Source organism: Treponema pedis (assembly GCF_017161325.1).
Classification (GTDB): Bacteria; Spirochaetota; Spirochaetia; order Treponematales; family Treponemataceae; genus Treponema_B; species Treponema_B pedis.
Map to the genome: position 1 here is coordinate 1,319,114 of NZ_CP045670.1, position 26,373 is coordinate 1,345,486.

The 26,373-nt window shown below is 38.1% G+C and carries 23 protein-coding genes, 2 tRNA genes and 1 pseudogene; 11 read left to right on the forward strand and 15 right to left on the reverse strand.

Features of this window, described 5'->3' with window-relative positions; genetic code table 11:
• Window positions 1-89 precede the first annotated feature (89 nt).
• A complete protein-coding gene (locus DYQ05_RS05745) occupies window positions 90-1,109 on the forward strand; it encodes an endonuclease/exonuclease/phosphatase family protein (RefSeq protein WP_024469369.1) in 1,020 nt (339 codons plus the stop codon).
• 126 nt (window positions 1,110-1,235) lie between these two features.
• On the opposite strand, the gene DYQ05_RS05750 is transcribed toward DYQ05_RS05745, so the two are convergent.
• Window positions 1,236-1,318 (reverse strand) — tRNA-Leu (locus tag DYQ05_RS05750).
• Between the two features lie 190 nt (window positions 1,319-1,508).
• Here DYQ05_RS05750 and DYQ05_RS05755 point away from each other — a divergent pair.
• The 8 genes and pseudogenes from DYQ05_RS05755 (at window position 1,509) to trhA (ending at window position 10,900) form a co-directional block, all read left to right on the forward strand.
• The gene (locus DYQ05_RS05755) at window positions 1,509-2,735 is read left to right on the forward strand and encodes an FprA family A-type flavoprotein (protein WP_024467798.1); all 1,227 of its coding nucleotides are present in this window, start codon (window positions 1,509-1,511) and stop codon (window positions 2,733-2,735) included.
• 215 nt (window positions 2,736-2,950) lie between these two features.
• The gene (locus DYQ05_RS05760) at window positions 2,951-5,734 is read left to right on the forward strand and encodes a FlgD immunoglobulin-like domain containing protein (RefSeq protein WP_206184021.1); all 2,784 of its coding nucleotides are present in this window, start codon (window positions 2,951-2,953) and stop codon (window positions 5,732-5,734) included.
• Between the two features lie 1,099 nt (window positions 5,735-6,833).
• Complete coding sequence (locus DYQ05_RS13700) at window positions 6,834-6,965, forward strand: PD-(D/E)XK nuclease family transposase (protein ID WP_252723259.1); 132 nt, start codon at window positions 6,834-6,836, stop codon at window positions 6,963-6,965.
• A complete protein-coding gene (locus DYQ05_RS05765; RefSeq protein WP_252723548.1) occupies window positions 6,962-7,744 on the forward strand; it encodes an Rpn family recombination-promoting nuclease/putative transposase in 783 nt (260 codons plus the stop codon). Before DYQ05_RS13700 ends, DYQ05_RS05765 begins: the two co-directional genes overlap by 4 nt.
• A 252-nt stretch (window positions 7,745-7,996) precedes the next feature.
• Window positions 7,997-8,950: a thioredoxin-disulfide reductase gene (trxB, locus tag DYQ05_RS05770; RefSeq protein ID WP_020965021.1), complete on the forward strand. Its 954-nt coding sequence runs from the start codon at window positions 7,997-7,999 to the stop codon at window positions 8,948-8,950.
• Window positions 8,951-9,126: 176 nt separating this feature from the next.
• On the forward strand, window positions 9,127-9,444 hold the full coding sequence (gene trxA / locus DYQ05_RS05775) for a thioredoxin TrxA (protein ID WP_020965023.1): 318 nt from the start codon (window positions 9,127-9,129) through the stop codon (window positions 9,442-9,444).
• A 91-nt stretch (window positions 9,445-9,535) separates the two neighbouring features.
• Complete coding sequence (grdA, locus tag DYQ05_RS05780; protein WP_080653114.1) at window positions 9,536-10,006, forward strand: glycine/sarcosine/betaine reductase complex selenoprotein A; 471 nt, start codon at window positions 9,536-9,538, stop codon at window positions 10,004-10,006.
• Between the two features lie 235 nt (window positions 10,007-10,241).
• Window positions 10,242-10,900 (forward strand): annotated as a pseudogene (trhA, locus tag DYQ05_RS05785) (PAQR family membrane homeostasis protein TrhA).
• Window positions 10,901-10,904: 4 nt separating this feature from the next.
• On the opposite strand, the gene DYQ05_RS05790 reads toward trhA, so the two are convergent.
• The 7 genes from DYQ05_RS05790 to DYQ05_RS05820 form a co-directional block, all read right to left on the reverse strand.
• Window positions 10,905-10,978, reverse strand: a tRNA-Ile gene (locus tag DYQ05_RS05790).
• Between the two features lie 98 nt (window positions 10,979-11,076).
• On the reverse strand, window positions 11,077-12,126 hold the full coding sequence (locus DYQ05_RS05795; RefSeq protein ID WP_225969355.1) for a Gx transporter family protein: 1,050 nt from the start codon (window positions 12,124-12,126) through the stop codon (window positions 11,077-11,079).
• Window positions 12,117-12,665 carry an FKBP-type peptidyl-prolyl cis-trans isomerase gene (locus DYQ05_RS05800; protein ID WP_020965028.1) on the reverse strand — a complete coding sequence of 183 codons (549 nt, stop codon included), beginning with the start codon at window positions 12,663-12,665 and terminating at the stop codon, window positions 12,117-12,119. The genes DYQ05_RS05795 and DYQ05_RS05800 overlap by 10 nt, the downstream gene beginning before the upstream one ends.
• 279 nt (window positions 12,666-12,944) lie before the next feature.
• Window positions 12,945-13,355 carry a hypothetical protein gene (locus DYQ05_RS05805; RefSeq protein ID WP_206184022.1) on the reverse strand — a complete coding sequence of 137 codons (411 nt, stop codon included), beginning with the start codon at window positions 13,353-13,355 and terminating at the stop codon, window positions 12,945-12,947.
• Window positions 13,356-13,518: 163 nt separating this feature from the next.
• Window positions 13,519-13,965 carry an OsmC family protein gene (locus DYQ05_RS05810; protein WP_020965031.1) on the reverse strand — a complete coding sequence of 149 codons (447 nt, stop codon included), beginning with the start codon at window positions 13,963-13,965 and terminating at the stop codon, window positions 13,519-13,521.
• Between the two features lie 28 nt (window positions 13,966-13,993).
• A complete protein-coding gene (locus DYQ05_RS05815) occupies window positions 13,994-14,449 on the reverse strand; it encodes a hypothetical protein (protein WP_020965032.1) in 456 nt (151 codons plus the stop codon).
• A 24-nt stretch (window positions 14,450-14,473) separates the two neighbouring features.
• Window positions 14,474-14,947, reverse strand: a complete 474-nt coding sequence (locus DYQ05_RS05820; RefSeq protein WP_206184023.1) for a hypothetical protein — start codon at window positions 14,945-14,947, stop codon at window positions 14,474-14,476.
• 149 nt (window positions 14,948-15,096) lie between these two features.
• Here DYQ05_RS05820 and DYQ05_RS05825 point away from each other — a divergent pair, with 149 nt between their 5' ends.
• On the forward strand, window positions 15,097-16,230 hold the full coding sequence (locus DYQ05_RS05825) for a vWA domain-containing protein (RefSeq protein WP_194076721.1): 1,134 nt from the start codon (window positions 15,097-15,099) through the stop codon (window positions 16,228-16,230).
• Between the two features lie 146 nt (window positions 16,231-16,376).
• Here DYQ05_RS05825 and DYQ05_RS05830 read toward each other — a convergent pair whose 3' ends face one another.
• The 7 genes from DYQ05_RS05830 to DYQ05_RS05860 are packed head-to-tail and all read right to left on the reverse strand — an operon-like array spanning window position 16,377 to window position 23,361.
• Window positions 16,377-16,661, reverse strand: a complete 285-nt coding sequence (locus DYQ05_RS05830) for a ferredoxin family protein (RefSeq protein WP_020965035.1) — start codon at window positions 16,659-16,661, stop codon at window positions 16,377-16,379.
• A 2-nt stretch (window positions 16,662-16,663) separates the two neighbouring features.
• Window positions 16,664-17,959, reverse strand: a complete 1,296-nt coding sequence (locus tag DYQ05_RS05835) for an FAD-dependent oxidoreductase (protein WP_020965036.1) — start codon at window positions 17,957-17,959, stop codon at window positions 16,664-16,666.
• A gap of 28 nt (window positions 17,960-17,987) precedes the next feature.
• Entirely contained in the window at window positions 17,988-18,686 is a 699-nt protein-coding gene (gene ubiE, locus DYQ05_RS05840) for a bifunctional demethylmenaquinone methyltransferase/2-methoxy-6-polyprenyl-1,4-benzoquinol methylase UbiE (RefSeq protein WP_194076724.1), read from the reverse strand.
• A 4-nt stretch (window positions 18,687-18,690) separates the two neighbouring features.
• Complete coding sequence (locus DYQ05_RS05845; protein ID WP_206184024.1) at window positions 18,691-19,614, reverse strand: prenyltransferase; 924 nt, start codon at window positions 19,612-19,614, stop codon at window positions 18,691-18,693.
• Window position 19,615: 1 nt separating this feature from the next.
• A complete protein-coding gene (locus tag DYQ05_RS05850; protein WP_206184025.1) occupies window positions 19,616-20,635 on the reverse strand; it encodes a polyprenyl synthetase family protein in 1,020 nt (339 codons plus the stop codon).
• 3 nt (window positions 20,636-20,638) lie between these two features.
• The gene (ldhH, locus tag DYQ05_RS05855; RefSeq protein WP_020965040.1) at window positions 20,639-22,795 is read right to left on the reverse strand and encodes an L-lactate dehydrogenase (quinone) large subunit LdhH; all 2,157 of its coding nucleotides are present in this window, start codon (window positions 22,793-22,795) and stop codon (window positions 20,639-20,641) included.
• Window positions 22,796-22,809: 14 nt separating this feature from the next.
• Window positions 22,810-23,361, reverse strand: coding sequence for a LutC/YkgG family protein (locus DYQ05_RS05860; RefSeq protein WP_024466143.1), 552 nt, complete (start codon window positions 23,359-23,361; stop codon window positions 22,810-22,812).
• Between the two features lie 1,079 nt (window positions 23,362-24,440).
• Between DYQ05_RS05860 and DYQ05_RS05865 the strand changes: the two genes are divergently transcribed.
• Window positions 24,441-26,255, forward strand: coding sequence for an ATP-binding cassette domain-containing protein (locus tag DYQ05_RS05865; RefSeq protein ID WP_206184026.1), 1,815 nt, complete (start codon window positions 24,441-24,443; stop codon window positions 26,253-26,255).
• Window positions 26,256-26,373 lie beyond the last annotated feature (118 nt).

Sequence of the window (26,373 nt, forward strand, 5' to 3'; positions counted from 1 at the left end):
AAGTTTTTATAAAACGAGGCTTTATTAAAAACATCGCAAATTAAATTTTAAGGAGAATTTCCTAAAACTTTAAGGTTGAGGTTTTAATTATGAAAAAAATTAAATTTTTTGTTTGTGTATCGGCGGTTTGTTTTTGCGTTTTTTTAGCGGTTTCGTGTACCGCCTGCACTAATCCCTTTGTAAATTTAGGCTCGGAGTGTAATTCCGTTTCAATTGTAAGCTATAACACACAAACTTTTTTCGATGCGGTGGAAGACGGGGGCGAATTTAAAGAGTTTAAGGGAAATAAAAGCAAATGGTCCAAAGAAAAATATGCCGAACGGCTTATGCGTCTAAAAGAAGCGGTTCATATTGCAGCGGTACGGTTGGGCTTCGGTGAAACGGATATTCCCGATATTTTGGTATTGCAGGAAATCGAAAGTAAAACGGTTATTGAAGATTTTTGTAAATTGTTGCCGCTTGATAATTCGTACCGTTATGCGGTTTTTATTCCGTCCAAAAAGCAGGGGGCATTCAGTACGGCGTTACTTTCAAAATTTCCCGTCGACGGAGTAAAGGTGTATGACGTTTATGCAGGCAATACGGATTTGCGTCCTCTTGTAGAGTGCAGAATAAAGCTGAGAACGGCTAAAACCGAAGAGGAAATTGTTTTACTGAATGTTCATTGGAAATCGAAGGTGGGAAAGGGTGAAACCGATAAAATAAGATTTTTGCAGGAAAAACAGGCGTTTGACAGGCTTTGCTTTTTGGAAAAAACCGAACCGGACACGCCGTTTGTATTGTGCGGCGATTTTAATCAAGTATTTACCGAATTTTCTCTTTTAAATGAATTCCCCAACTGTTGGGATTCGGAAGATTACAAAGAAGCCGCCGAAAATGGAGTTCAAAAAGCGGGGAGTTATTTTTTTAAAGACTCTTGGGAGGATATAGACCATATTTTTTATTCCCGTAATCTAAAAGACGGACGGAATTTCGACTTGACTTTTTTTTGTGTTATCGATTCACCTCCTTTAATAAACAAAAACGGGGAGCCTTCAAGGTATTCGGTTCTTTCAGGCAGCGGATACTCGGACCATCTTCCTATAGGTTGTGTTTTAAAACTGCAATAAAGGATTTTTTATAAAGCATGCTTTGGATAAAATTTTGTTAAGCGGGTATTTTAAGATTAAGATAAGGATATAAATAAAAAAGCCGCTCTTTAAAAGGAACGGCTTTAAAACTTTATACAAAGTTTTTACCGGCGAAGGGACTTGAACCCTTACGGAGTCGCCCCCAGTAGATTTTGAGTCTACCGTGTATACCATTTCACCACGCCGGCAATAGTGAAAGCAGAGTATCATAAAAACGTTTTTTTGTAAAGCCCCTTTTTTATGATATTAAAGTGTAAATTTATTTATAAGTAAATTTTAGTTATTTTTTTAAAAGCCATATATTGTTAAAAACCTTTAAATATGTTATATTTCCCGCCGGAAGCCTTTTGCTTCTTTAATTTTTAACCCGGAGATTTTATGCAAGCTAGAGAAATAGGAGATTCCGTTTATTGTATTCATGCGGACATTCACGAGAGAACAGCCCGTTTTGAGGGCTTGTGGATTTTACCCTACGGTGTTTCTATAAATTCATATATAATAAAGGGCGAAAAAAATGCCCTTATCGATATTGTAAGAGATTGGGACGGTTCGATTGAAAGTTACCGCTCTCAATTATCTTCGATAGGTCTTACATTTGCCGATTTCGATTATGTAATATTAAATCACCTTGAACCGGACCATGCCGACCTTATTCATCTTGTACGGCGGGAAAATCCCGAGGCTGAAATTATAGCCTCCGCAAAAGGGATTGCAATGGTTCAAAAGTTTTTTAAAATAAATGAAAATTTACGTGCGGTTAAGGACGGGGACGTTTTGGATTTGGGCGGAGGAAAGGTTCTTACTTTTTACGATACACCCAATATCCATTGGCCCGAAACAATGATGACTTACGATACCTCCGATAAAATTTTATTCAGTTGCGATGCCTTCGGTTCTTACGGCTGTATAGGAGAAAAAATATTCGATACCGAGCATACGGAAGAAGAACTTAAATTCTTTGAAAACGAAGCCTTGCGTTATTATTCCAACATAGTTGCAAGTTTCAGTACCTTTGTTAATAAGGGTGCGGCAAAACTTGACGGGCTTGAAATAAAAATCGTTGCTCCGAGTCACGGTATTTTGTGGAAGGGAAATCCTTTGCGTATTATAAACCTTTATAAAAAATTTGCAGGCTATAATACTTCCGGAGAACAGGAAAAGGCCGTCTGTATTATTTGGGGTTCTATGTACGGATACACGAAGGCGGGTTTGGACGCCGTAATCGAAGGTATAGACGAGGCCGGTATGCCTTATTCCATTTATAGAATTCCGGATGTTGACCCCACCTTTATTTTAGGCGAGGCTTACCGTTCGGCAGGCTTGGTGTTGGCTATGCCTACTTACGAGTACAAAATGTTTCCGCCTATGGCGCATATTTTGGATTTATTCGAGCGGAAACATTTTACCGGTAAAAAAGTTTTACGCATAGGAAATTGGGGCTGGGTAGGCGGCGCAAAAAAAGAGTACGAAGCTGCAATCGAAAAACTTAACTGGACAAATTTGGAGTCTTATGAGTGGCAGGGAAGGCTGGGCGACGAAGATAAGCAAATTTTAAAGCTGCGCGGAAAGGAACTTGCCGAAATGATTAAGGGAAATTGCAATTAACATACGGATAAGATACGAACCCTATTAAATTAATTTAAAGTTTTTAAAACATTTACTTTGCCTCTAAGAAGATACCCGTTTAACCAATGGCTTGCACGGTTTTAACTATTATGTTATAATTAAAAAAGGAAATTTTTAAAACCGACGGCACGGGTTTTTAAAGACGGCCTTTACAGTAAAAACAAAAAAATTTGATTTTTACGGGCAGGGGAAAAATGAAAAAAAACAAAATTAAACCGATTATTTTTTTTGCGGTTTTATTGCCCGCAATATTGCAGGCTCAAACAATTGCAACATGGAAGGGTAATACCGATGATTGGAATACCCCCGGTAATTGGACTTGGCTCGGTACGCCGCCTCCGTTGCAAATACCTGATATGAATACCGAAGTTACAATTCAGTCGGTTCCGACACCGAATCACTATCCTAAAATTTCAAGCAGTATGCAAGTAAAAGCAAAAAAGGTAACAGTAAATTCAGGTGCGACATTGACATTGGAAGGAACTCTTGAAGCTGAAGAAATAACAAATAACGGAACAATCAACAATGCGGTAAATGGAACAATAAAACTCGGGAAAAGTCTTACCAATAGCGGAACTTTAAAAGTACAGACGGTCGAACTTGCGGATAATGCGGGTAATGAGATTACAATTAAGGGTACATCAAGTCCTTCCAATAATACGGAAATCGGGAATTTAATGGTGGAAGATAAGGGCGGTAAAACGCTTAAACTGGACGGGAAAATTGAAATTAAAACGGCTTTGAAACTTTCAGGTACGGAAAGTTCAAAGTCGTTTCTTGTAATAGAAGGAGGAACCTCACCGAGCGAAATTACTTTAACCGGCAGCGGAGAAGGAAACTTCTTAGAAATTGATACTGATAAGGTTAAAATAACGGGCAATAACTTTACGGCAAAAAACAGTAAACAAAAAGGAGGTAAGAGGCCTGACGACCAGACGGCTCAAAACGGGTGGAAGTTTCCGCCTGTAAATTTGGAATGGACGGGAAAAGAAAATATCAACTGGGAAAACTTAAAAAACTGGAATTTAATGATGGTTCCCTCACAACAGGACGATGTTACAATTTCAAACGAGGCACACATCAACCATTGGCCCAAACTTACCTCATCTGATGCGAAAGCAAAAACAGTAACCGTAAAAGAATTTGGATTTCTTGATTTAACAAATTATACAATCTCCGCTTCTTCATCAGATAAATCCGAAATGAAGGTTTCAGGTAAACTAAGCCTAGAATATACTCCTGAACAAAAAATCTGGTTTAACCAAACATTTCAAAAAAACAAAATAACCCTTAACGACGGCTCTACTGTTGAAATTAACGGCAACGGAACATCTTTAGCTCTTCACGATGCCGATATTAACGGGGGCTTTAAAAGCCTTACTATAAATAGAAGCGGGAATACAACCGTAACTACAGATTCCGGCCCTATTAAAGTAAAAAATATGTTTAAGATAACAGGAACCGCAATATTAAATTCAGAATTACAAGCGACAAATATTACTGTTGACTATAACAGTACTTTAACTGCAAAGCAAAAAATAACGGTAAATTCCAAATTCGAAAATAACGGTATTTTTAAATCGGAAAACGAGGTGTTTTTGTCTCCTTCAAATATTATAAGAGTTATAGGTAATATGGCTGAAAGTAAAACCGAATTTAAAAAATTAACTTGTAAAGATGCCGGGGGGAAAATTTTAAGCATAAACGGTAAGATAAAAGTAATCGAAGACTTAACTTTATCAGGAAATTCCACTTCAAATAAACTTGCAATAAACGGCAATAGCAGCACATCGGCTATTTATCTTACCGCTTCCAAAGACAATACGGGTAAGTATTTAAAAGTAAACACCGAGAGCATAAAAATAAACGAAGGCGATTTTAAACCGTATTATAAACTTAAAGATAGCGAAGACAATAGCGGAAAACCAACAAACAAAAACGGCTGGGTATTTGACGATACCTTCGAGCTTAAAAATTCTTTTATACGGGTAAACGGTAACGAACTTTACATAGTTTTTAGACGCAACACGGAAGAAAACGAATTTACCCATTCAACATTAAAAATAAAAAACAACAGTACAGATATTACAAGCAGCTCAACCTCTCAATTGCCTGTAAAGTATAAAACAATTTCGGGACCACTTGCCGTTTGGAAATACACCTTAAACAAAAACATATCGGCAGATGAGATTTTACAAAAAGGGTTAAAAATAGAAATACAGCATTTTAACAAAACTTACAATAAAGATAACATCTCCGATGTGGGCATAGGCCTTACGAACGTTTTATTTGCAGCCAACTCAAGAACAATCCGAGATTTTTCAGGAGAAAAAGATTTGCCTAAATTAAACACAATGATAGTAACGGCTCTTGCAGGTACATCAAATAACGTAAAACTTTATTTAAGCGTTGATAAATCCGGCTTTTGGTATCCCCCTTCGGCACAAGTGCCGAAGGGCGGAATTATAGGAGCAAGTAAAATTGACGGTTTCAGCGACTACTCCGGAGAAAGCGAAGGCGGTAAAATAAAATTTACGGTAGTCGATACGGATTCAAATTTTAAAGAAGGCGGCACAGCGCAGTTTATGTTTTTGTATGACGGGTGGCTACCCTGTGCAAGACTAAAAAATCCTTCCGACATTTTGTCTTTTGATGTATGGAAATTCGTTGTTATAGGCGTAAGACACCAGCGCGGAGGGGTTTCAATTTTTAACAATGTAATAAATCCCGACAAAGGGGAAAACACTTCTATTCAAATTTTCGTTCAAAAGAAGGGAGCCCTTACAATACAGGTAATGACGCTTGACGGGAACATAGTAAAAACTTTGGAACGTTCTCAAAAGAGCGGCGGGACGCATTTTTATTATTGGGACGGAAAAAACAATTCGGGAGTTTCGGTTGCACGCGGAATGTATTTTATAAGAATTGCCGGCCCCGACATTGACGAAACAAGAAAGGTAATGGTTACGCGCGATTAAACTGTCTGTAGCTTTAAGCTCTTACCATAAACGGTATTTTGTAAAAAAGAGAAACGGAGATAAATGCTGACAATAAAGTCGGTCAAGAGCGAAATCGTCTGCGGGCTACACTTGCAAGGTAAAAGCACAGTTATATCAAAATAGGTTTGCCCGTACTGTCAAAGGGTCTTTGCCCGCAGTATCAAAGGACGCCAGTCCGAACGAGTGAGAACAAAGGTTATCGGCAGCCTTACAATCTATGATTACGAGATAAAAAACTGCCGATTAACAAAACAAAACCGCAAAGCTCGCAGAGCACGCAAAGAAGAACAGAGGGGCTTACAAACGGCAACACCCTGAAAAGCCTTAGCACCCTTTGCGCTCTTAGCAGTTAAATAAAACCGCAAAGCTCGCAGAGAGAAAGAGGGGGCTTATTAAACGCACAGTGTAACGGTATAAGGTTAGTCGGTCTTACCGCACAAGGTAAGGGAGTGTTACCGCATAGGGTAAGACAGACGAACCACATAGGGTAAGACAGAGTTACCGCATAACGATAGACGGTCTATACACGTAATGGGGAATTGGACATTACCCGTTAAAAAAGGAGGCTTATTTTATAGGAACATCGGCAAAGCAAACACCTTACCGATTCGTAAAACAAAACCGCAAAGCTCGCAGAGCACGCAAAGAGACAATAGAGGGCTTGTAAAATACGGCACCCCGAACCCCTAGCACCCTCTGCGCTCCGAGCGGTTAAAAACAAAACCGCAGAGCACGCAAAGAGACAATAGAGGGCTTGTAAAATACGGCACCCCGAACCCCTAGCACCCTCTGCGCTCCGAGCGGTTAAAAACACCCCCATAGCGCAACCCGCTAATTAAATTGCAATCCCAAATCATAGCCGCCAGCCGCAAAGCGCGTCAGCGCCTTTGCCCCCGCAACCCGCCCCAAACCCCAGCCGTAAGCGGGGTTCTTATGGGCGGCGAGCCCCTAAGCGGTTCTTTTGAAAAGAGAGGGGGTCACAGGGGGAGAGGAAAACTTTTATCCGAAAAAGTGTTCCTCTCCCCCTATTAAATTCCCCCGACGTATGCTATACTTAACCGTAAGGAGGGCAGACGCTATGGCAAGCACCTTATATACACTTGCACAGCCTGAAAAATTCACCGTCCGCAATGACTATGCGTTTAAAAGAGTCTTCTGCACGGAAAAGAATAAAGACATTCTCATAAAATTCTTTTCGCTTGTAACCTGAATGCAAGAAATCATTTTGCCTATTTTCGGCTTGAAAACAGCGAGCTTACTACCCGCTTTTACGATGAAAAAACAGGCAGGCTCGACATAAAAATCAAATTGCACTCAGGCGAAAAAATCAACCTTGAAATGCAAAATATCTGGTTTGAATACTTTACCAAACGCAGCATTTTTTATTGGACGCAACTTTTTCTCGAAGACTTCAGCAAGGGAGCCGATTACAGCGAACTCAAAAAATGCATAGCGATAAACATTCTCAATCAGACGTTTCATCTTGCCAATAAAATCCACTCCGTCTATAAGATTTTGGAAACGGAAGAACACAGCGAGCTGGACGGAATGCTTGAAATCCACTTTTTGGATTTAACGAAAATAGCGAAAGAACAGCGCAGCGAACTGGAAAAATGGCTGCTGTTTATACAAACCGACGAAAAGGAGGTGAGGAAGATGTTGGCAAAAGAAAATCCTTTAATGCAAAAAGCCGAAGACACGATGGAAGAATTCTACACTGTTGCGGAACAACGAGCCCTTTACCAAGCTGCATGGCGATACGAGAGCGACCGCGTTTCTATGATAAATGAATCGATGAGAAAAGGCATTGCTCAGGGCTTACTACAAGGCAGAAGCGAAGGTATGCAGGCAGGAATTGCTCAAGGCTTTTCCGACGGAGCGAGGCAAACAAAACTGGAAACGGCAAAGGTCTTAAAACAACTCGGCGATTCGGTGCAAAAAATAATGCAGGCTACCGGCTTGTCCGCAGACGAAATAGAAAAACTGTAAAACGGCGGCGGTATTAAAAACTATGCGGCTTTCCGTCTAGAGGAGAATGCCTGTAATAAACTTTACCAAGAGCGAAGTGGAGAAACTATAGATATTTATTTTATACGGAATACGCTTATCTTAAAAACGGCTTTCATCTTGCATATATAACTTTTTTATTCGGGTTGTCATTACCGTATGTGAATTTTTATCATACTTGATTAAAATAAAAAAAGATGTTATATTATCGAAAGAAATATTCAGGAGGACTTTATGTCGGAAAAATATGATTTGGTTATAATCGGCGGCGGGCCGGGCGGAATGGCGGCGGGAATTTATGCTGCCCGTTCAAAACTGAAGACGATTATTCTTGAAGAAAAGCCTAATCAAGGCGGTCAGTGTTATATTACGGAAGAGATTGAGAATTACCCCGGTTTCCCCGAATCGTCCGGACCTGCTTTAACGGAAGCATTCCAAAAGCATGCTCAAAAATTCGGTGTTGAATTTAAAAGGGCTAGAGCCGAAAAAATCGAACTTGTCCCGAATTCTCCGGTAAAAATCGTACATGGAAGCGACGGTGTTCAATATGAATGTCTGGCTGTAGTTGTTGCAACAGGTGCAAGTGCAAGAGAACTCGGTTGTAAAGGCGAAAAAGAACACTGGGGTAAGGGTGTTTCCTATTGCGCAACCTGCGACGGAGCATTTTTTGAAGAGTGTGAAATTGTAGTTATCGGCGGCGGAGACTCCGCAGTTGAAGAGGCAATGTATTTAACTAAATTTGCCGACAAAGTAACGATTGTTCATCGAAGAGACGAATTGCGTGCAGCAAAATCAATTCAGGAAAAAGCATTTGCAAATCCGAAAATGGCATTTAAATGGAATGCGGTTGTAGAAGAAGTTTGCGGCGAAGGTCTTGTAGACAGCGTTATTCTTAAAGACACAAAAACAGGTGAAACTTCTAAATTTGCTGCTGAAGGTGTTTTTGTATTTATCGGACATAATCCTCAAACCGCCTTTATTCAAGGGTTGGTTGACCTTGATGAAAACGGTTATATTCTTACCAATGCTAAAATGGAAACAAATGTACCGGGTATTTACGGTGTAGGCGACGTTATTCAAAAAGAATCCCGCCAAGTCGTTACCGCTGCTGCAGACGGAGCCATTGCAGGTATTTGGGCGGGACATTACATTGACGATATTAAAGCCAAAATGGCTATGGGAAAATAATAACGGATTTCACATAAGATTGATAAGCAGCCGGGCATGAATTCTGCCTTGCCGCTTATCTGACAAGTTTGCTTTTGAGCGGGCATCGGTTATTATATGCAGTTTGTAAATAAACCGCTTGAAAAATATTTTTCGGGATTTAATAATCCCTCCAAAAAGTTTTATAGGAGAAGAAGATGATTGAATTAAACAAGGAAAATTTTGAACAGGAAGTACATCAGTCAAAGGGTGTAACTTTTGTGGATTTTTGGTCGGAAGGTTGTGTTCCGTGTAAACAATTAATGCCTGATGTTCATGCAATGGCGGAACGCCATGCAGGAAAGGCGAAATTCTGCTCATTTAATATCGATGGAGCAAGACGCGTTGCAATGAAAGAACAAGTCTTAGGTCTTCCTACAATGCTGATTTATATTGACGGTGAAAGAAAAGACAGTGTTACGGGCAACGACTTAACCATTGAGCAAATTGAAGAAATGGTTAAAAAATATATCTAAACTATAATCTTTGTAAGCCTGACGGCTTTTTGAAGATACGGCTGAATAAGCCGAGGGCAGTATTGCCCGAAAATATCCTAGGAGGGATGCTATGGAGTTAAAAACCAAAAAGGTCATCATTATCGGTGACCGCGACGGCGTTCCCGGGGAAGCTATAAAACTTTGCGCGGAATCTGCAGGAGCTGAGGTTGTATATGCTGCAACCGAATGCTTTGTCTGAACAAGCGCAGGTGCAATGGACTTGGAAAACCAAAAACGAGTTAAAGATTTGGCTGAAAAATACGGCCCTGAGAACACTGTAGTTCTTTTAGGCGGTGCGGAAGCCGAATCTGCAGGATTGGCATGCGAAACTGTTACCGTAGGCGATCCGACTTATTCAGGTCCGTTGACGGGAGTCTCGTTGGGACTCTTGTGTTATCACGTAGCAGAACCGGAAATTAAGAGTCAGATAGACCCCAAGGTCTATGAGGAACAAGTTAGCATGATGGAAATGGTTATGGACGTCGATGCTATTATCAAAGAAGTTTCGGAATATCGAAACAAAGGATGCAAGTTCCTATAGAGCATTATTTAGGGTCTTAATGGCAATCATTAAAGGCTCTGCTCGGGGCTTTCCGGCGGCTTAAATCCTATGCGGAAAATTTAAATCCGATATACCGTTTATCGGTAAGGTCAGGGTTTGTTTTCTAAAGACGGGATTTAAGCCGTTTTTTATTTGTGCTCGGAATAAGGGCTGTATAATAAAACCTCTTGCAACTTTATTTAAGTTAAATGGTCTAGTTAAATAAGAGGTTGAAATGACAAAAGAAAAACAAATTCAAAAAAGAAGATATTCTATAGGAGAAGAAATTGCAAATGCAATAACACACGGTATAGGTGCGGGCTTGTCCGTGGCGGCCTTGATTATATTGATTATAAGGGCGGCAAAATATGCTCCTTATGAATTCCGGGCAGGCTATATAGTAGGTTTTACTATTTTCGGTGCATCGCTTATTATCTTATATTTATTTTCTACACTGTATCATGCCTTGCCTTTAAAACAAAAAAAGTTTTCGGGATATTCGACCACTGTTCAATTTATATTTTAATAGCGGGAACTTATACGGCTTATTGTCTTACCGTTTTGAGGGGTGCTGTCGGCTGGGTAATTTTCGGAATAATTTGGGGACTGGCTGTTTTAGGCATAGTTTTATATTCGATATTCGGAAGTAAGGTAAGAGTTCTTTCTGTAGTAACCTATATTCCTATGGGGTGGCTTATAATTTTTGCAGCTCGTCCGTTAAAAGAACAGCTTCCGACTTTAAGTTTTAAATTTTTACTTTTAGGCGGCATTATTTATACGGCAGGCTGTATATTCTATGCTATGAAAAAAGTCAAATGGATGCACGGGATTTGGCATTTGTTTGTGATGGGAGGAAGTATAATGCACTTCTTTTCTTTATATTATTGTTTATAAAAAATGGGCCCAGCTGGACTTGAACCGGCGACCCGCGGATTATGAGTCCGCTGCTCTAACCAACTGAGCTATAGGCCCTGAAAGAGATATAAATATAGCAGAAAACACGTAAAATGTCAATCGGTTTTAAAAAGAAAAATTAGTATAATAATTTTTCAGTAATATTTTACGGAGTTTCACATACTTAAAAGAATTGCATCAAGCGTGGGAATAAGATTTTTAGGGTTTATCTCATTTTTTACCGAAAGAAGTTTTTGAAACACATTTAACGAAGCTGAAACCGTTTTACCGAATTTACTTTTAAAATTAAATTCCGTGTTTAACGCCCACTTGGAAATGTAAATCATTCCTTCCAAGATGACGGCTTTTTCAATTCCTCGAAGCAAGGCTTCGGAAGTAATTTCGAAGCCGAAGATACCGAAAACGATTTTTCCGGCAGGCGGAAATAAGTTGAATATTATGATAACGATAAACATTACAATAAGGTTTGTAAAATTTATTTTTTGTCTATCTGCCGTACATAAAATCAAACTTGCCCCGAAAATTATGGTTTTTACCGCTAAAAAATCGGTAAACAACAAAAGTAAAAATAAAACTATGCCTGAACCGCAGCGCAGATATTTTTCATTAAAAGGTAAAAGCTTTTTTGTTTCGGATTTACGGGAGTAAGAGTCTCCGTAATCATGCAAAAATGAAATTTTAAATTTACCGTTTATTATATTTTCATACCAACTGGAATTTTGAGTAAATTCGTTTGCAAACAAGCCTAAAAAAAACGATGTTATAATACCCGCAAAGAAAAGCGGAGGAATTATATATCTTGCCGATTTTCCGAAAATAAATAAAATCGCAAGTACTGTTTGGACCGAATTTGAAAGAAATGCCCCCGCAATGCTTATTCCGATAAAGGAAACCGCTTTACGCGGAATTCCGCGCATAGAATACATTAAAAGCCCTGCACCGAAAGTTCCGAGCAGAGAAAATAAAAAAACATAGGAAAAAAGCGTTCCTGAAATAATTGCCTGTCCCAATACTTTTATAAATAAAAGAGCGCAAAATGCCGGAAATGAGAAAACGTCTATTCCTAAAAGAAGCGGAAGATTGGCTAAACCTATTCTGAAAAACGGAACAGGTTTAGGAATCATCAATTCTATTGCTGAAAGAAAAAAGCAAAATCCTCCGAAAAGCGGAATCAGTTTATCGGACTCTTTCGGTTTTAATGACACCCGGAGCACCCGCAGCCGCAAGCATGTTCGTTTTGCTCATGTCCGCAACCGCACCCGCAGCCGCAGGAATCCGCCGACATCATTTGAACAAGAGATTGCAGTTCCTCTTCCGTAGTTTTTTTTACGGAAAGAATTTTAACTTCAAAATGAAGAGTTTCGCCTGCAAGAGGGTGATTCGCATCTATAGTGATTTTATCGCCGTCGATTTTTGTAATTCGTACTACCCTGCTGTGGGGGCCGTCTCCCGCTTCAAAATCCATTCCCACTTCAATTTGTGCCTCCGGAGGAAATTGTGAACGGTCCGTTTCAACAATTAAATCTTCAAAAACTTCCCCGTACGCATCTTCAGGCGGTATGGTTTTTTTGAATTCGTCGCCCGCTTCTTTACCTTCAAGGGCTTTTTCAAGACCCGAAATAATCATATTATATCCGTGGATATATTCCAACGGACCCATTACTTCCGACGAATCAAGGATTTCGCCGGTATCATCTTTTAGCGTATATTCTACGCTGACCGTAGTATCTTTTGTAATTTTCATATAGTTAGATAATACTTATTTCCTTTGTAAAAATCAAGTGTATTTATTTTTTTGTTTTTGAGCGGATTTTCCGGTTTAATAATTTTTAGGATTTTAGGCGTAATTAAAATTGCCGTTTAAACTTAAGATTTTAAATATTCGGGTTTTAAAGTACACGGATATTTACTTGACAGGTCAGCTTATGTAAAACGGATTTTTCGATAAGTTTTTACCGGTTATTCTAAAATACATTTCCCGTACATTTTCTAATGTACGGGTTTGTTTATAGGATATAAAAAGTTATTTTCTTTTTCCTTCAAAAGAGCCTGATCCGATAACAGGGTTATCCCCTAATTGCCAAGTGCCCGATACGGCTCCTGTTTCTTTAATTTCTCCGTTAAACTTCATTTCAGGACCTACATGGTTAGGGTCTTCATTTTTTGCAGAGCCGGAAAGCTTTCCGTTTTTAACATTGCCGGTTGCAGTATATTTATACCCCCTATCGTCTTTAAATATTCCCGAAAAGGCTCCGCTTTCGGTTACGCTTCCGCTCCATGAGCCGATTCCCATGTTATCATTTGTTTTGTATGTCCCTGCATAGTCTCCTGTGTATTTTGCTATACTTTTAGGTGCACGGCACGCAGTTAAAGCAAATATAAGAGCGAACAAAATCGCTAAACCGAACATAGAAATCGATTTTTTGTGTTTCATATTTAATTCTCCTCTCTGCAAAATATTGCAGATTATGAAGTTATTATAACACAATACTACTTTAATGACAAGTCGGCAGTGAAAGAATGTAAAGAGTAAAAATATTTTAAGTTCCGTTTTAAAGGACGGAATTTACATACGGTTTACAGCCGTTTCGGTTTATTTATAGACGCTTGACCTTATGCGAAAGTTTGGGCGAATTTCCGATTGTATCGTTTACGGGGCAGTGCGAATCCACAAAGGCGATGAATTTTTCCGTTTCTTCCTGCGAAGCGGAAGTTTTAATATTGTAAACGGTTTCAATTTCCGATAAACCTATTTTTGCATTCGGATTTAAACCTTTAAAACCGTCGGAGTCAAATGTGCCTGTGCATTCTACTGAAATAGAGTCGAGGTTAAACCCCTGTTGTTTTGCCGTTAATTTTGCAACGACGCATTTACATGCTCCCAACGCATTTAACAGGGCTTCAAGCGGATTCATTCCGAGGTCGGTTCCGCCTACACTTTTGGGTTCGTCCAAAATAAATTGTTTTCCGCCGGATTCACAAACTACCTTATAACCGGCACCCATATCCATTTCCGCTTTTCCTTTAACTAAGCCTTTTGCCATAAAATCCTCCGGATAATTATTTAGTGTTTTAATTTATTTCTTCAAATATATAAGTTTCTTCTTTTTTATCAAATCTGTAGTTGTATGTTTTAAAGGCTTCCACGGAAACCTCCTGCTTGCTCGGCCCGTATGTAGTTGTAACTTTTCGGTACATAATACCCGGCCGCGATTTTGAAAAACTGGATTCTATTATATGAGTCCCCGGAGTAAGATAAAAGCCGGAGGTTATTCCTTCGGTAAAGGTAATCGGCAGCTCTCCGTCTGTTGTGTGAACGGTTAGGCCGGTCATACTTAAGTCCATAATATTTGCGTTTTTGTTGATATAAACCTTTACCGCATTTTGATGTTCCGATAGCCAGTTTGCGGTTCTTGCTTTGTTGTTTTTCATTTTTATAAATGAAAAAATTGCTATTGCAATAAAAAATATGGGAACAATGACGATATAATACATTGTAGGCCCTAAATTATTAAAAAATTCGTTCATTATTTTCTCCTTATGATAATTTTTTTAATATTCTTTTTTTGTGTCAATTTTATTTACGGGCGAAGAATCTCCTGAAATGCCTAAATCTTCGATTAACTGTTGAAATTTATATTTGCCGATAAGTTCGCAGTTTACCATTTCTTCATTTCCGTTTTCAGGTGTTATGTAAAGCATACATTCCGTATCGGTACTTATTACGGAGTTTCTTTGTCTGCGAGTTGTAATTACGGCTCTAAAAGAGGTTGTGTCAAGCGGATAGGTCTTTGCAGTTTTTCCCTTTTTTATTACCGCTTTAGAATCGTATACTTCAATTGTGATTATGTTATCCAGCACAACCAGCCAAATATAAGCCGCATATACTCCGACAAAGATAAGCAATTGTATAAAAGTGTTTTTTATTAAAAAAGAAGTTAAAAGAGCTATAAAAGCAGATACGAAAAAACCTAAACCGATGTTTAAAATAATTCGATACAAACTTGTTTTATAAATATGCTTCATGCAGCCTCCTTACATTATAAAATAGGTTAAATTTTAAATACTTTAAGTTAAGTATATATTTTTCTCGGTTGAATGTCAAGCTGCAATTTCCGCATATAAAAATTTTAAATCTATTTACAAAAAAGCATTTTAGATTTATACTTTAATATATGAAAAAATTTTTTTTTACGATTATATTTATTTCTTTTTTTTGTGTGCTTAAGGCTCAAGATATTTCGTTAGGTAAAGATGATGTTTTGGTTATACAGAGTCCCGAAGGCGGCTATCATCTTTATATAAAAGCGAAGCCCGATATAAAAAGCGTTTTGCTTACCGAAACTACGCGCGACCCCGAATTAAAAGAGGCAAATTATGCTTATCGTAATCCCGATTATAATGTTATAAACGGGGACGAGAAGCGGCTTCTTAACGGGGAATTTCTTTTACCTGAGAAAAAATTATATAGTCTTATAGATTCGACTCCGGAAGAAGATACTCCTTTGGGAAAGGCTTTTCATATTTGGATTCCGTATATAATTGTATACGGTTACGATTGGTCCAGAAGCGGTGAGGTTGAAGTTGCGGACGGAACTTTTTTTAATATAAGAACCTTTGTTAAACCTTACGGTGATTATGACGGAGGTTTTCAAGATAATCCCTTTGTTTTACGTGTAACGCAAAAACCTGTAGAACCGGAAAACGAAAAAACCGGTTACAGTAATGATGCCGTTAAGGTATTTACCGAGCTGGCGGATACTACGGCGGGAAAGCTGATTTATGCAAAATCACCTGAAGAAATAGTACCTCTTATAGAAGAGATTTTGACAAAAACGGAAAAGGAAAATTTGGATTTACTGTTTGCTTTGGATTCTACTGAAAGTATGAAAGATGATATTGAAGCCGTTCGTAAGAGTATTCTTTCTATGTTGGAAAAAATTATTCCCCGCTATAAATCCTGTAGAATAGCTTTAATTTTGTATAAAGACTACCGCGAAGATTTTTTAGTGCGGGAGGCTTGTATGTTTACCGGCAATCTGAAAAAATTCGAAAAAGCCTTATACGGATTTAAGGTATTCGGCGGTAGAGATATTCCCGAGGCGGTTTATGAAGGCTTGTATTTGGGCTTACAACAATCATGGCGGACGGATAATGAGAATACGGATAAAAAACTTATTCTTATAGGAGATGCTCCTCCTCATTCTCGTCCCAGAGGTAAGGTAAAAAAGGAAGATGTGGATAAACTTGCAAAAGAAAAAAACGTGTCCTTTTATCCTATTATTCTTCCGCACGGGCTTTCGTATTAGATTGTCGGGATTTTAATTAAATACAATATACCCTTGCCCGATATGCTTTTTGCAGGTTCGGTATATTTAATATTGTGTTTAATTTTCCCGAGCCCGTTACGGCGGCAGAGCTAAAGGTATATTTTTACGTTTATTACAAGCGGATTTTATCCGTATCTGTAGCTTACTCCGATTTCTCCTACCGGGTGTTCCCAGCTTTTTACAATTTTCCCGAGTGAAAGAACCCTGCATGTCCCGCATTCAAGGCAGCCCAGATGGCTAAAACTTAAGCTGCCGTTTATGTATTTATAACATTCGGCAGGGCAGGCGAGCAGGAGCTTTTTAATTTCCTTCTCATCCGTATAAGTTTTGTCCACATCTATGTGTGAATGCTCTTCATCCGTGTGAAATATGTCAAGACCGAGTTTATCTTCAATTGTCATTTTTTTCATAATTAAAACGCCTCCAGTATTGCGGTAATTAAGTTCATAACTTCCGATGCGGTTGTCCGCTGCGCAACGGAATTGACTATATACATAATTAAGCCCGGTCCGGGTTTTCCGTCCACGGTAAAAGCTTTTGCCGCTATATCATTTACCATTTCAGGAAGGGTTTCAAAGATTTCTCTTCTGGACAGGATTGTCGGGAAGCCTTTATAGCTTTCCATTTCTTTTATAACAAAGCTGTTGTCAAGCGCTTTTTTATAGTAGGAAAGGGTTTGTGCGCTGAAATCTCCCGCTTCGCGCGCCCTGATTACGGTTTCTGCGGCAAGACGTCCGGATTCAATTGCAAAATCCATACCTCTTACGGTAAATCCCAGGTTTACGCAAAATCCGGCGGCATCTCCTGCGATAAGAATTCCGTCTCTGTAAAGTTCCGGTATCATATGTATGCCTTCTTCGGGAACGAGATGCCCGGAGTATTCTATTACTTTTCCGCCTTCAATATACGGGGCAATGGACGGGTGTTGTTTAAATCTGTCAAGCAATTGGTTTATTGAAAGGTCGCTGTGACCTATATCGCTTAGGGTTGCAACTATTCCTATTGAGACAGTGTCTTTGTTTGTATAAAGTAAGCCTCCTCCGAAGCCTCCCATGGTTGGGTCTCCGCAGGCAAGCCATGAAAGCCCTTCTCCTTCTGCAAGACCGAATCTTTGGTTTATAACGTCTTCTCCCAGTCTTATAACTTCTTTTGCTCCTACGGCAACTTGATTGGGTTCAAGCGCTTTTTTCATTCCTATGCTTTGGGCAAGAAGGGAATTAACTCCGTCGGCAAGGATAACTACATCCGCATAAAGTTTTTCACCTGTAGCTTCAACGCCTATTACTTTGCCGTCTTCAAGAATCAGATTGGTTACCAAAATGCCGGGGATAATTTCGGCTCCCGCCTCTTCCGCCTTGGAGGCAAGCCATTGGTCAAAGGTCGCTCTAAGTACGGTGTATGAGGCGTTGTCGGCTTCGGAGCTTAATTTTTTTGACCTGAAACCTACATCAAGGGAGCTGTCCGCACTCATAAGGGAGATTTGCTCCTTTATAACCTTTCTTTCAATCGGAGCTTCTTTAGCAAAGCCTGGGATAATTTTTTCAAGGCTGTGCCCGTAAATACGTCCGCCGGTCATATTTTTAGCTCCGCAGTAGTCTCCTCTTTCTACTAAAAGCACTTCAAGTCCTGCATTAGCAAGAACAATTGCCGCCGAACTTCCGGCAAGCCCCCCGCCAACTATTATGGCATCAAATTTTTCATCGCTCATACAATTCCTCCTGATAAATGTTAATCCTCTATTTTTGTCCGCATATAAGCGCACAGCAACCGAAAAAATAGCTGTAACAAGCCGTATTTGCAAGACCTATTTTAGAATATAATTTCATTAAGTCTTTTTTTCCAAGAAATTTAGAAGTGGACTCATACAGCCATAAATACTCTTTGTGACAGTGTATGCCTCCGCCTAAGACGGGGACTATATGTTTAAAATAAAATTTATGAAAAGGGCGTATAAATTTATTTTCAGGTATAAATGAGTCCAAACAATAGATGTTGCTTCCTTTTTTTACAACCCTTTTCATTTCAAATAAAACCTTTTCGTACTCTGAGGTATTCCGTAAACCGAATGAAATATCCGCCGAATCAAAGGTGTTGTCGGGAAACGGCAGTTTTAAAGCGTCGGCCTGTTGCCAAGTAATATTTTTTATTTTAATGCTTTTTTGTCGAGCTTTTTGCAGCATGGAAGATGAAAAGTCTATACCGGTAACGGAAATATCCCGTCTTTTTTTTGCCGTCCATATTGCAATGTCGCCCGTCCCGCAGCAAACGTCAAGTATATTATTTCCTTTGGAGCTGCCCCTTATGATTTTATTGACAAGATTCATTTTCCACTTTTTGTGCATATAAATGCTTATACGGTTATTAGCCTTGTCATATCTATCGGAAATGGTTTCGAAAATTTTATGTACTTTTTTTTCTTTTGTTTCCGTTTTCATAATGTTACCTCATAACGGCGAGTTTTATTACCGCAGATATTATATAAGCCCCGCCGCCGAACATATTTGCAGCAACAATTCCCTTCATTAAGGATATTCTATCACTTTGTTCGAGTTTTGATTTCATTTGTTTTATAAAATATTTTCGTCCCGGAATAATAATTGTAAATGTACAGATAAGCCCCGGTATTCCGAACAGTATTAAAGGTAGTATGCATAAAACCGTAAGCCACAGTAATATCATATTTTTATAAATTGAAACGGTTTTATTTCTTCCCATTATTACCGGAAGTGTGCGCCGTCCTGCAGTTTTGTCTTTTTCAATATCGCAGCCGTTATTTGTCATCATAATAAGAGATATACCTATTATAAGCGGAAGGCTGTAGGCAAGTACTTCAAGATGAAGTTTATTGTCGGCGGCAGATGCTACGGCGAGCGGAATAAAGCCTCCCATTACAATACCGGAAACGGCCTCTCCCATCGGGAGGTATGAAAGCGGTAAGGGGCCGAGAGAATAAAGTAAAACTACAGCTCCTCCTATCGCTCCTATGTATAAGGGCATAAGGCCTGTTTTTATTGAGCAGTATATTCCGAGGCTTGCGCCTAAAGTTAAGTATAAAATGCCTAAAAACAATACATGGTGCGGATTTACGTTATTATATACAAGTACAGAATCTGTTTTTTCGACATTATCGTTTATGCTGTCGGTTCCTTTAATATAATCCGCATAGTCGTTAAATGTGTTTACGGCGGATTGCATAAGTATGCATACGGCAATAAGCATTATGCTTGAGAAAATATTTAAACCGTATCCTTTTATATTGCTGAAAATTATTCCGAAGACAGCCGGATAAATTGAGGCAACCCATGTATGAGGTGCGGCTAATTGAAGAGCCATTCGCAGTGTAAGTTTTGTGTATTTTTCCATTTTATACCTCTAAGCATTCCACTATCTTTTTAATCAGTTTAACGGCATCGTTTTGATTTCCGATTAAATTCAAAATATCTTTATTTTTTTTTGCAAGTGCTTTAATTTTAAGACGGGTTTTTTCAACTCCTCCGAAGTATACGACTTTTTCTTCGATTTCCGCAATTTCTTTTTTTGAAAGTTTTCTATTTGAATTTTCAAGTATAATAGGCAGTAAGCCGTTTTCAGCGTTTTTATTTTCCAATGCTTTAATAAGCGGCATTGTATAAATGCCGCTAAAAAAATCTCTGTGAGTGTTTTTGCCTAAAGTTTTCCCTTCGGCGGTAAAATCAAGCAGGTCGTCTCTAAGCTGAAGCATAAAACCGATATTTTCACCCAATATTTCAAGTTTGTTTATCAATTCATCGGAACAACCCGCTTCGCTTGCTCCCATCCTGCAAGCGGTTTTAAACAGGGCGCATGTTTTTCCTTTTATATTACGTAAGTATTCTTTTTCCGTTATTTTTTCATTGTACCGGAAAGTATCCTGTCCTATTTCTCCTATACACATTTGTTCTATAGCTTTTGAAAGTTCAACCGCCGATGTGTTAAAACCGTTTTCCGTCTGGTAGTGATAAATTTTTGCGATAATAAAGTCCCCGGCATATACTGCGGCGTTTTTTCCGTATTTGCTTTGTACGGAAGGTTTCCCGCGCCTGTAAGGGGCTTCGTCTACAATGTCATCATGTATTAAAGATGCAAGATGAGTAAGTTCAAGTATTGCCGCCAATGCACATAGTTTTTCTTTGTTTTTTTCCCATAAAGGCCCCAGAATTCCGCAAAGTAAAAGCAGTTTTGCTCTTATCATTTTTCCTGAAGAGGCAACGGCATCATTGATTACCTTACCCGCTTCGGTTTTTTTAAGCGAATCGCCTATAATCAGGTAAATGTATTTTTTTACGCAATCCGCCATTTTTTCCATAAGGCTTTCAAGTTCGGGAAGTTTAAAAATTTGTACATCGGCAGCACTTGTGTTTTTCAATTTTTAAACCAAACCTCTTTTTTCGGCAATAAGTTCAGCTGTGTGCTTAACATCTATGTCCAATCCTCTGGCATCAAGACCGCCCTTAATTTGCATAATACAGCCGGGACAGTCTACCGCAACGATTTTTGCGCCCGATTCCTGTATGTTTTTAATTTTATTTTCAAGAATGGGCGATGAGATTTCAGGATATAACATACAGTAAGAGCCGCCGAAACCGCAACAGTTGTCATGTTCATTCATTTCAACAAATTCAACGCCTTTTATATTTTTTATAAGTTCGCGCTGTTCTTTTGTTACGCCGAGACTTCTTTTAAGGTGGCATGAATCGTGATATGTAACTTTGATTGGTTTATCATCTCCTTTGTCGGAAACTCCGCCCAGGTCATAAAAGAGTTTGCAAAAATCGACTGATTTATCGGCAATGATTGTCGCTCTTTTGTGCATAGGCGTTCCTTCTTCAAAAAATGACGGGTATAGTTTAAGCTGGTGTGTACATGAAGGACATGCGGAAATTATATAGTCGTATTTTTCGGCATTCATTCCTTCAATATTTATGGCCGCTTCTTTTTGTGCATTTTCTACATCGCCTAAACTTGAAGCGGGACAACCGCAACAGGCTTGTCCCATAGGGAATTCAACCTTGTATCCTATGGAGTTCATGTTAGCGATAAGAGCTCGGGCAAGGTCTACATAAACAAAATCAAGGAGGCAGCCTGCAAATAACGCCGCCGTCCCTTTGGGATTGGGAACTTCCTGTTCAATTGTCGGGAAGATGTCTCTAAACGGTACTTTGGCAATGGCCGGAAAGCTCCTTCCTTTGGTAAGCCCCGATAAGAAAAGAGGTAAGTGCCTTATCATAGGCTGACCTTTCGTAAAAGGCTCCTGCACTATGGAGGCTATTCTAAGCATAGAGTGGAAAAGTTTTCTGTCCGTTACGGCGTCCAAGGCGAATTTCGCAACCGCATCGGGTTTTTCCTGCATTTTTTTCTCTCTTAACTTCATAATCATTTCGGAAATATTAAGTCCGCCGCCGCATACTTCATCACATCTTCCGCATTGAAGACAAATACTTTGAATTTGCGATGCCCTTTCTTCCGAAACTAAAAAATGCGTGAGCATAGTTCCTATACCGCCCGTGTATACGTTTGAACCGTAAACGTGTCCTCCTACAAGAGCAAAGGCGGGACATACATCAAGACAGGCTCCGCATCTTATGCAGTCAAATATTTGCCTGAAATCTTGACTTGCAAGGATTGCTCTTCGGCCCGGGTCGTCAAGTATTACGCAATAAAAATCTTTTTTCTTTTTTTCGTCCGTTTCTTTATTTGAAGTAACTTCACATGCTCCCGTGTACATAGATAAATAAGAGGTAATTCTCTGAGCCGTTCCGTTTCTGGGTAAGGCTTTAAAAATCCAGCGGGCGTCCGAAAATGATTTTACGAATTTTTCAATACCGAATATGTATAAATGGGTATCCGGAAGCGTTCCTACCATTCGTCCGTTGCCCTCGTTTGTAAGGGTAAACACGGTTCCCGTCTCGGCAACGGCAATGTTGGCACCTGAAACACCCATTTCGGCACTTGTGAATTTATCCCGCATTACCTTACGGGCTGTTCTTACTTCTTTTAATATAACCGGTTCGTTTTTAACCTTTGTGTAATCCGTAAAAAGGTCTGCAACCTGTTCTTTATTTAAGTGAAGAGCGGGCATAACCATATGAACGGGTGTGTTTTTTTCAAGTGATATTATAAATTCGCCGAGGTCGGTTTCCTGAACGTCTACTCCGTCTTCCTGCAATATTTTGTTAAAATGAATTTCTTCCGACGCCATCGATTTCGATTTTGCAATGTTTTTAATACCTTTTTCTTTTACAAGTTTACGTATCCATTCCATTGCATCTTCGGCGCTTTTTGCATGATAAACATGACCGCCTCTTGCTTCACAGTTTTTTGTAAATTCTTCAATTATTTCATCGATATGGTCCGCCGCATAGGATTTAACTTTTTTAACCATTTGCTGTGTAGTTTTAAAATCAACGCCTTCATAAGATTTTTCTCTGCGTGCGGGATAGTTTTTACAAAAATTACCCAAGGTCTTACCCAAAGTGGCGTTTTCCAGTGCCGACTGTATTTCCTGTTTTAAATTTTCATTTGACATATTTTCCTCCTGAACTATTCATCTTCTACTACAATTATGCATACATCGATAGGCCCGTGTACCCCTACCGTAGCTACACATTCAATATCCGCCGTACGGCTTGGGCCGGTTATAAATCCGATATAATTGGGAAGCAGGGGCATTGCACTCAATATGTCAAACATATCGTCATATGTAGGTACAATTAGAGAACCCTTTATTATTCCGATATAATACTCGGACATAGTGGCTACAATTCTTCCGTCAACGTCATCCTGTTCCTGTACTATAGTTCCGAGTTCGGCTATACCGTGCTGCGCTTCGGAAACTCCGCCCTTATCCGTTTCGGCATGCAGACGTATATGGTCGGTATGAACCGTTATACCTGCAGCTTCAAGTTCCGATACAACTGCGGCTTCTTTTAAAAACTCGGATTCAAAAACACAGGTAGAAGAAATACCCTGTTCTTTAAATACTTCCGCGACGGCTTTTCCAAGACCTGCCTTGGAAACGCGCCGGCAGCTTCCGTTTACACTTTCGAGATTTTTCTTAAATAGATTATATAAATCATCTGTCATACTACTCATGGCTACCCTCACTCTTTTAAATTTATCTTTAAAAATGAAATTTTTATTCATTTAAAAAAACATTAATCATATATTTAATATCCGGGCGGATTCAGGTAGGAAAGCACAAAAAAGTTATAAAGCAAATCTTTTAGACCGGATATTATATATAAATACCTGCATACATAAAAAGTCTATCACAGAATCTTTTAGCTGTCAACAAAAAAGATTGTAAAATGTCAAAAATTTATGAAAAAAAATTGAATTTTTGTAAAAGATATATGAAAATTTATTTAAAAGTTAAGTCGTAAAATAAATTACATAAAAAAGAAGAGCATAATTTAATGAAAAATGAAAAAAGTATACTTAAAATAATAGAAAGCATATGCCGGCGAAAACTATTAAAATATGCGGCCGTATTAAAAAAAATATTACGTACAAAGATGATTAAAGTTTTATAATATCGATAAATAAAACTTTAAAAGTAAGTATTTATAATTATATCGAATTGCAAATAAGGTAAATATAAATGTGAAAAGATAAACATTGAAATAAATGTCTTCGACGATAAAACTGTTAATCAAATGTATGTTTGAAATTTCATAAAATTATTTTTTTAATTATTAGTTATTGCGATTGATATTTAACAATGTTGACAAAGTATTTATAATGCTTTATGATTATTTCGGGCATATAATATTTGTTTATATGTCAGGCGGAGGGGGTGCTTTTACGACATAATGTGTAATATTTTCGTAATGATATAGTTGTTCACAGAAGAATTTATAAATGGTTTAGTTGACTTGAATGTTTTTTGAAAAAAAATCTCGGGCAGTAATGACGGCTAGTTAAAAGATTGTGCCGCAGGTACATACTACTAAATATCAAGAACTGCAGCGATGACTGTAATTCTTTTATTATTAAAATACAAAAGGATTGACGGCAAAATTTATGGCGAGATAGGAAGCGGAATGAAAGATTTTTATAAAAAATTTATTTTATATAATTGAGTTTGGAAATATGATTATGGGATATATATCACGGTTTGTAAGAAAGTATGAAAGAGCTTATCAGGAGAAATTAAATCAGGGGTGACTTCGATGAAAAAAAATACATTTATCCGCACATTCCGCTTATTGTTTGACAGTTCTCCTATACGGGTGAGTGTCGTACTTTTCCTTACGCTTATTTCCGGAATAATGCCTTCAATGCGAATTCTTATTTCAATTAAATTAATAAACTTAATTGCAGAGGCTGTTACAAATTTTGAAAATTTTAATTTTGCCGGAACATTTTATCTTCTTATTGCTTGGGCCGCTGTTTCAGCGGCTTTGGAATTGGCAGTTGCACTTCAAGGTACATTAAATACAATTATAACCGAAAAATTTTCCGCTTTAATTATGACGGCATTATCGGAAAAGTTGGGAGCTTTAGATGATTTAAGTTTTTTTGAAACTGCGGAAAACCTTGTAAAGATTGATATGGTTCGGGACCAAATACATGTACGTCCGCAAAATTACGTTTTTAACTTAACGCTTAATTTACAAAAAATTATAAATTTATTCAGTATGTTTGCAGTTTTATTTTCAGTTAATTATTTTTTACCTGTTTTAATGCTTTGCTCTACCGTTCCCGTTTTTTTAATTACGCAAAAAGTCGGAAAAAAGCAATGGAGTAAAACGAAAAAACTGCAAAATGAAAAACTCAAACTTACGACATATATTAAACATGCACTTGAAAGTGAAAAAGCAAAAGATAATTTTTTATTCGGTTTTACCGAAAATTTTAAAGATTCATACAAAAAAACACGTGACGGATATTTAAAAAAATTTATTCAAATAGCACATAGAGGTTTATTTTTTCAAGTTATCAGTACTCTTATTTCTTCGGCAATAGCTATAGCTTTGTTTTTTCTTATGATTTTTATTATTATAAAAGAACATCTTGCGGTGGGTGCCGTTGCAGGTTATGTGCAGACATTTATCTATACACAATATGAAATTCAAGATATTGCAACGTATGGGCGTTGGTACTTTATTTTAATGGGTTATTTTCAGAACTTCTTTTTTCTTATAGATTGGGAAGCTAGTGATGAAGAATCGCATAAAAATAGAAAAATCGTTTTAAATGAAAAAATATATTCGATTGAATTAAAAAATGTTTGGTTCGGTTACAATGTAAACGGAGATGATGAAAAAAATTATATAATAAAAGATCTCTCACTTTTTATCGACGGCAAAAAACCGTATGCTGTTGTCGGTAAAAACGGGAGCGGGAAAACAACTCTGGTAAAACTTTTAACTAAATTTTATACACCGCAAAAAGGGAGTATAATAATTAACGGTAAATACGAGTTAAAAGACTTAGATACGAAAGAATATCAAAATCGTTTATCGGCGGTTTTTCAGGACTTTGCATTTTATACAGGATTTACTGTAGATGAAAATATTTTTGTAAAGTCGGAACATTCCGCTGCTGAAGAAAATGAAAAACTTAAAAAGATAAATTATTTCGGAGAAGAATTTAAACAACGGCTTGCAGGTAAATATACTTCGATTGTAGGAATGCAATACGGAGGTGAAGAGTTTTCAGGCGGTCAGCGTCAGCGGATTGCGGCATTGCGTTCTTTTATAAAACAAAGCGATGTAATGTTTTTCGATGAACCCACCTCCGCTATTGATCCAATTGCCGAAAATGAATTTATCGAAAATATTTTTATGCAAGCGAAAGAGAAAATATCCGTTATTGTAACGCACAGAATGGGAAGTGTAAGATCCTGCGGTGAAATCATTGTAATGGATAATGGACGGTTAATTGAACAGGGCGGTTTCGATTTCCTTATGTCGAAAAACGGTCTTTTTGCAAAACTTTATAACAGTCAGAAAAAAGGTTTTAGCGAAGATGACGGTATATAGTAAAGTTTGAATCTTTAATTATATTAAGAATATAATTTGTATAATCAAAACGGTTTAGCTGCGATATTTTAAACATACTTTGATATTTTTAATATCTGTAACAAATTCCGGAATTAAA

Bases quoted from the DNA above. Each gene is read 5' to 3' on its own strand.
- ldhH (WP_020965040.1), bottom strand. From the start codon at position 22,795: ATGTCAAATGAAAATTTAAAACAGGAAATACAGTCGGCACTGGAAAAC.
- DYQ05_RS05845 (WP_206184024.1), bottom strand. From the start codon at position 19,614: ATGGAAAAATACACAAAACTTACACTGCGAATGGCTCTTCAATTAGCC.
- DYQ05_RS05810 (WP_020965031.1), bottom strand. From the start codon at position 13,965: ATGGCAAAAGGCTTAGTTAAAGGAAAAGCGGAAATGGATATGGGTGCC.
- DYQ05_RS13700 (WP_252723259.1), top strand. From the start codon at position 6,834: ATGGCAAGCACCTTATATACACTTGCACAGCCTGAAAAATTCACCGTC.
- DYQ05_RS05860 (WP_024466143.1), bottom strand. From the start codon at position 23,361: ATGAGTAGTATGACAGATGATTTATATAATCTATTTAAGAAAAATCTC.
- ubiE (WP_194076724.1), bottom strand. From the start codon at position 18,686: ATGAAAACGGAAACAAAAGAAAAAAAAGTACATAAAATTTTCGAAACC.
- DYQ05_RS05755 (WP_024467798.1), top strand. From the start codon at position 1,509: ATGCAAGCTAGAGAAATAGGAGATTCCGTTTATTGTATTCATGCGGAC.
- DYQ05_RS05760 (WP_206184021.1), top strand. From the start codon at position 2,951: ATGAAAAAAAACAAAATTAAACCGATTATTTTTTTTGCGGTTTTATTG.
- DYQ05_RS05825 (WP_194076721.1), top strand. From the start codon at position 15,097: ATGAAAAAATTTTTTTTTACGATTATATTTATTTCTTTTTTTTGTGTG.
- DYQ05_RS05800 (WP_020965028.1), bottom strand. From the start codon at position 12,665: ATGAAAATTACAAAAGATACTACGGTCAGCGTAGAATATACGCTAAAA.
- trxB (WP_020965021.1), top strand. From the start codon at position 7,997: ATGTCGGAAAAATATGATTTGGTTATAATCGGCGGCGGGCCGGGCGGA.
- DYQ05_RS05820 (WP_206184023.1), bottom strand. From the start codon at position 14,947: ATGAAGCATATTTATAAAACAAGTTTGTATCGAATTATTTTAAACATC.
- DYQ05_RS05815 (WP_020965032.1), bottom strand. From the start codon at position 14,449: ATGAACGAATTTTTTAATAATTTAGGGCCTACAATGTATTATATCGTC.
- DYQ05_RS05830 (WP_020965035.1), bottom strand. From the start codon at position 16,661: ATGAAAAAAATGACAATTGAAGATAAACTCGGTCTTGACATATTTCAC.
- DYQ05_RS05865 (WP_206184026.1), top strand. From the start codon at position 24,441: ATGAAAAAAAATACATTTATCCGCACATTCCGCTTATTGTTTGACAGT.
- DYQ05_RS05835 (WP_020965036.1), bottom strand. From the start codon at position 17,959: ATGAGCGATGAAAAATTTGATGCCATAATAGTTGGCGGGGGGCTTGCC.
- trxA (WP_020965023.1), top strand. From the start codon at position 9,127: ATGATTGAATTAAACAAGGAAAATTTTGAACAGGAAGTACATCAGTCA.
- DYQ05_RS05805 (WP_206184022.1), bottom strand. From the start codon at position 13,355: ATGAAACACAAAAAATCGATTTCTATGTTCGGTTTAGCGATTTTGTTC.
- DYQ05_RS05745 (WP_024469369.1), top strand. From the start codon at position 90: ATGAAAAAAATTAAATTTTTTGTTTGTGTATCGGCGGTTTGTTTTTGC.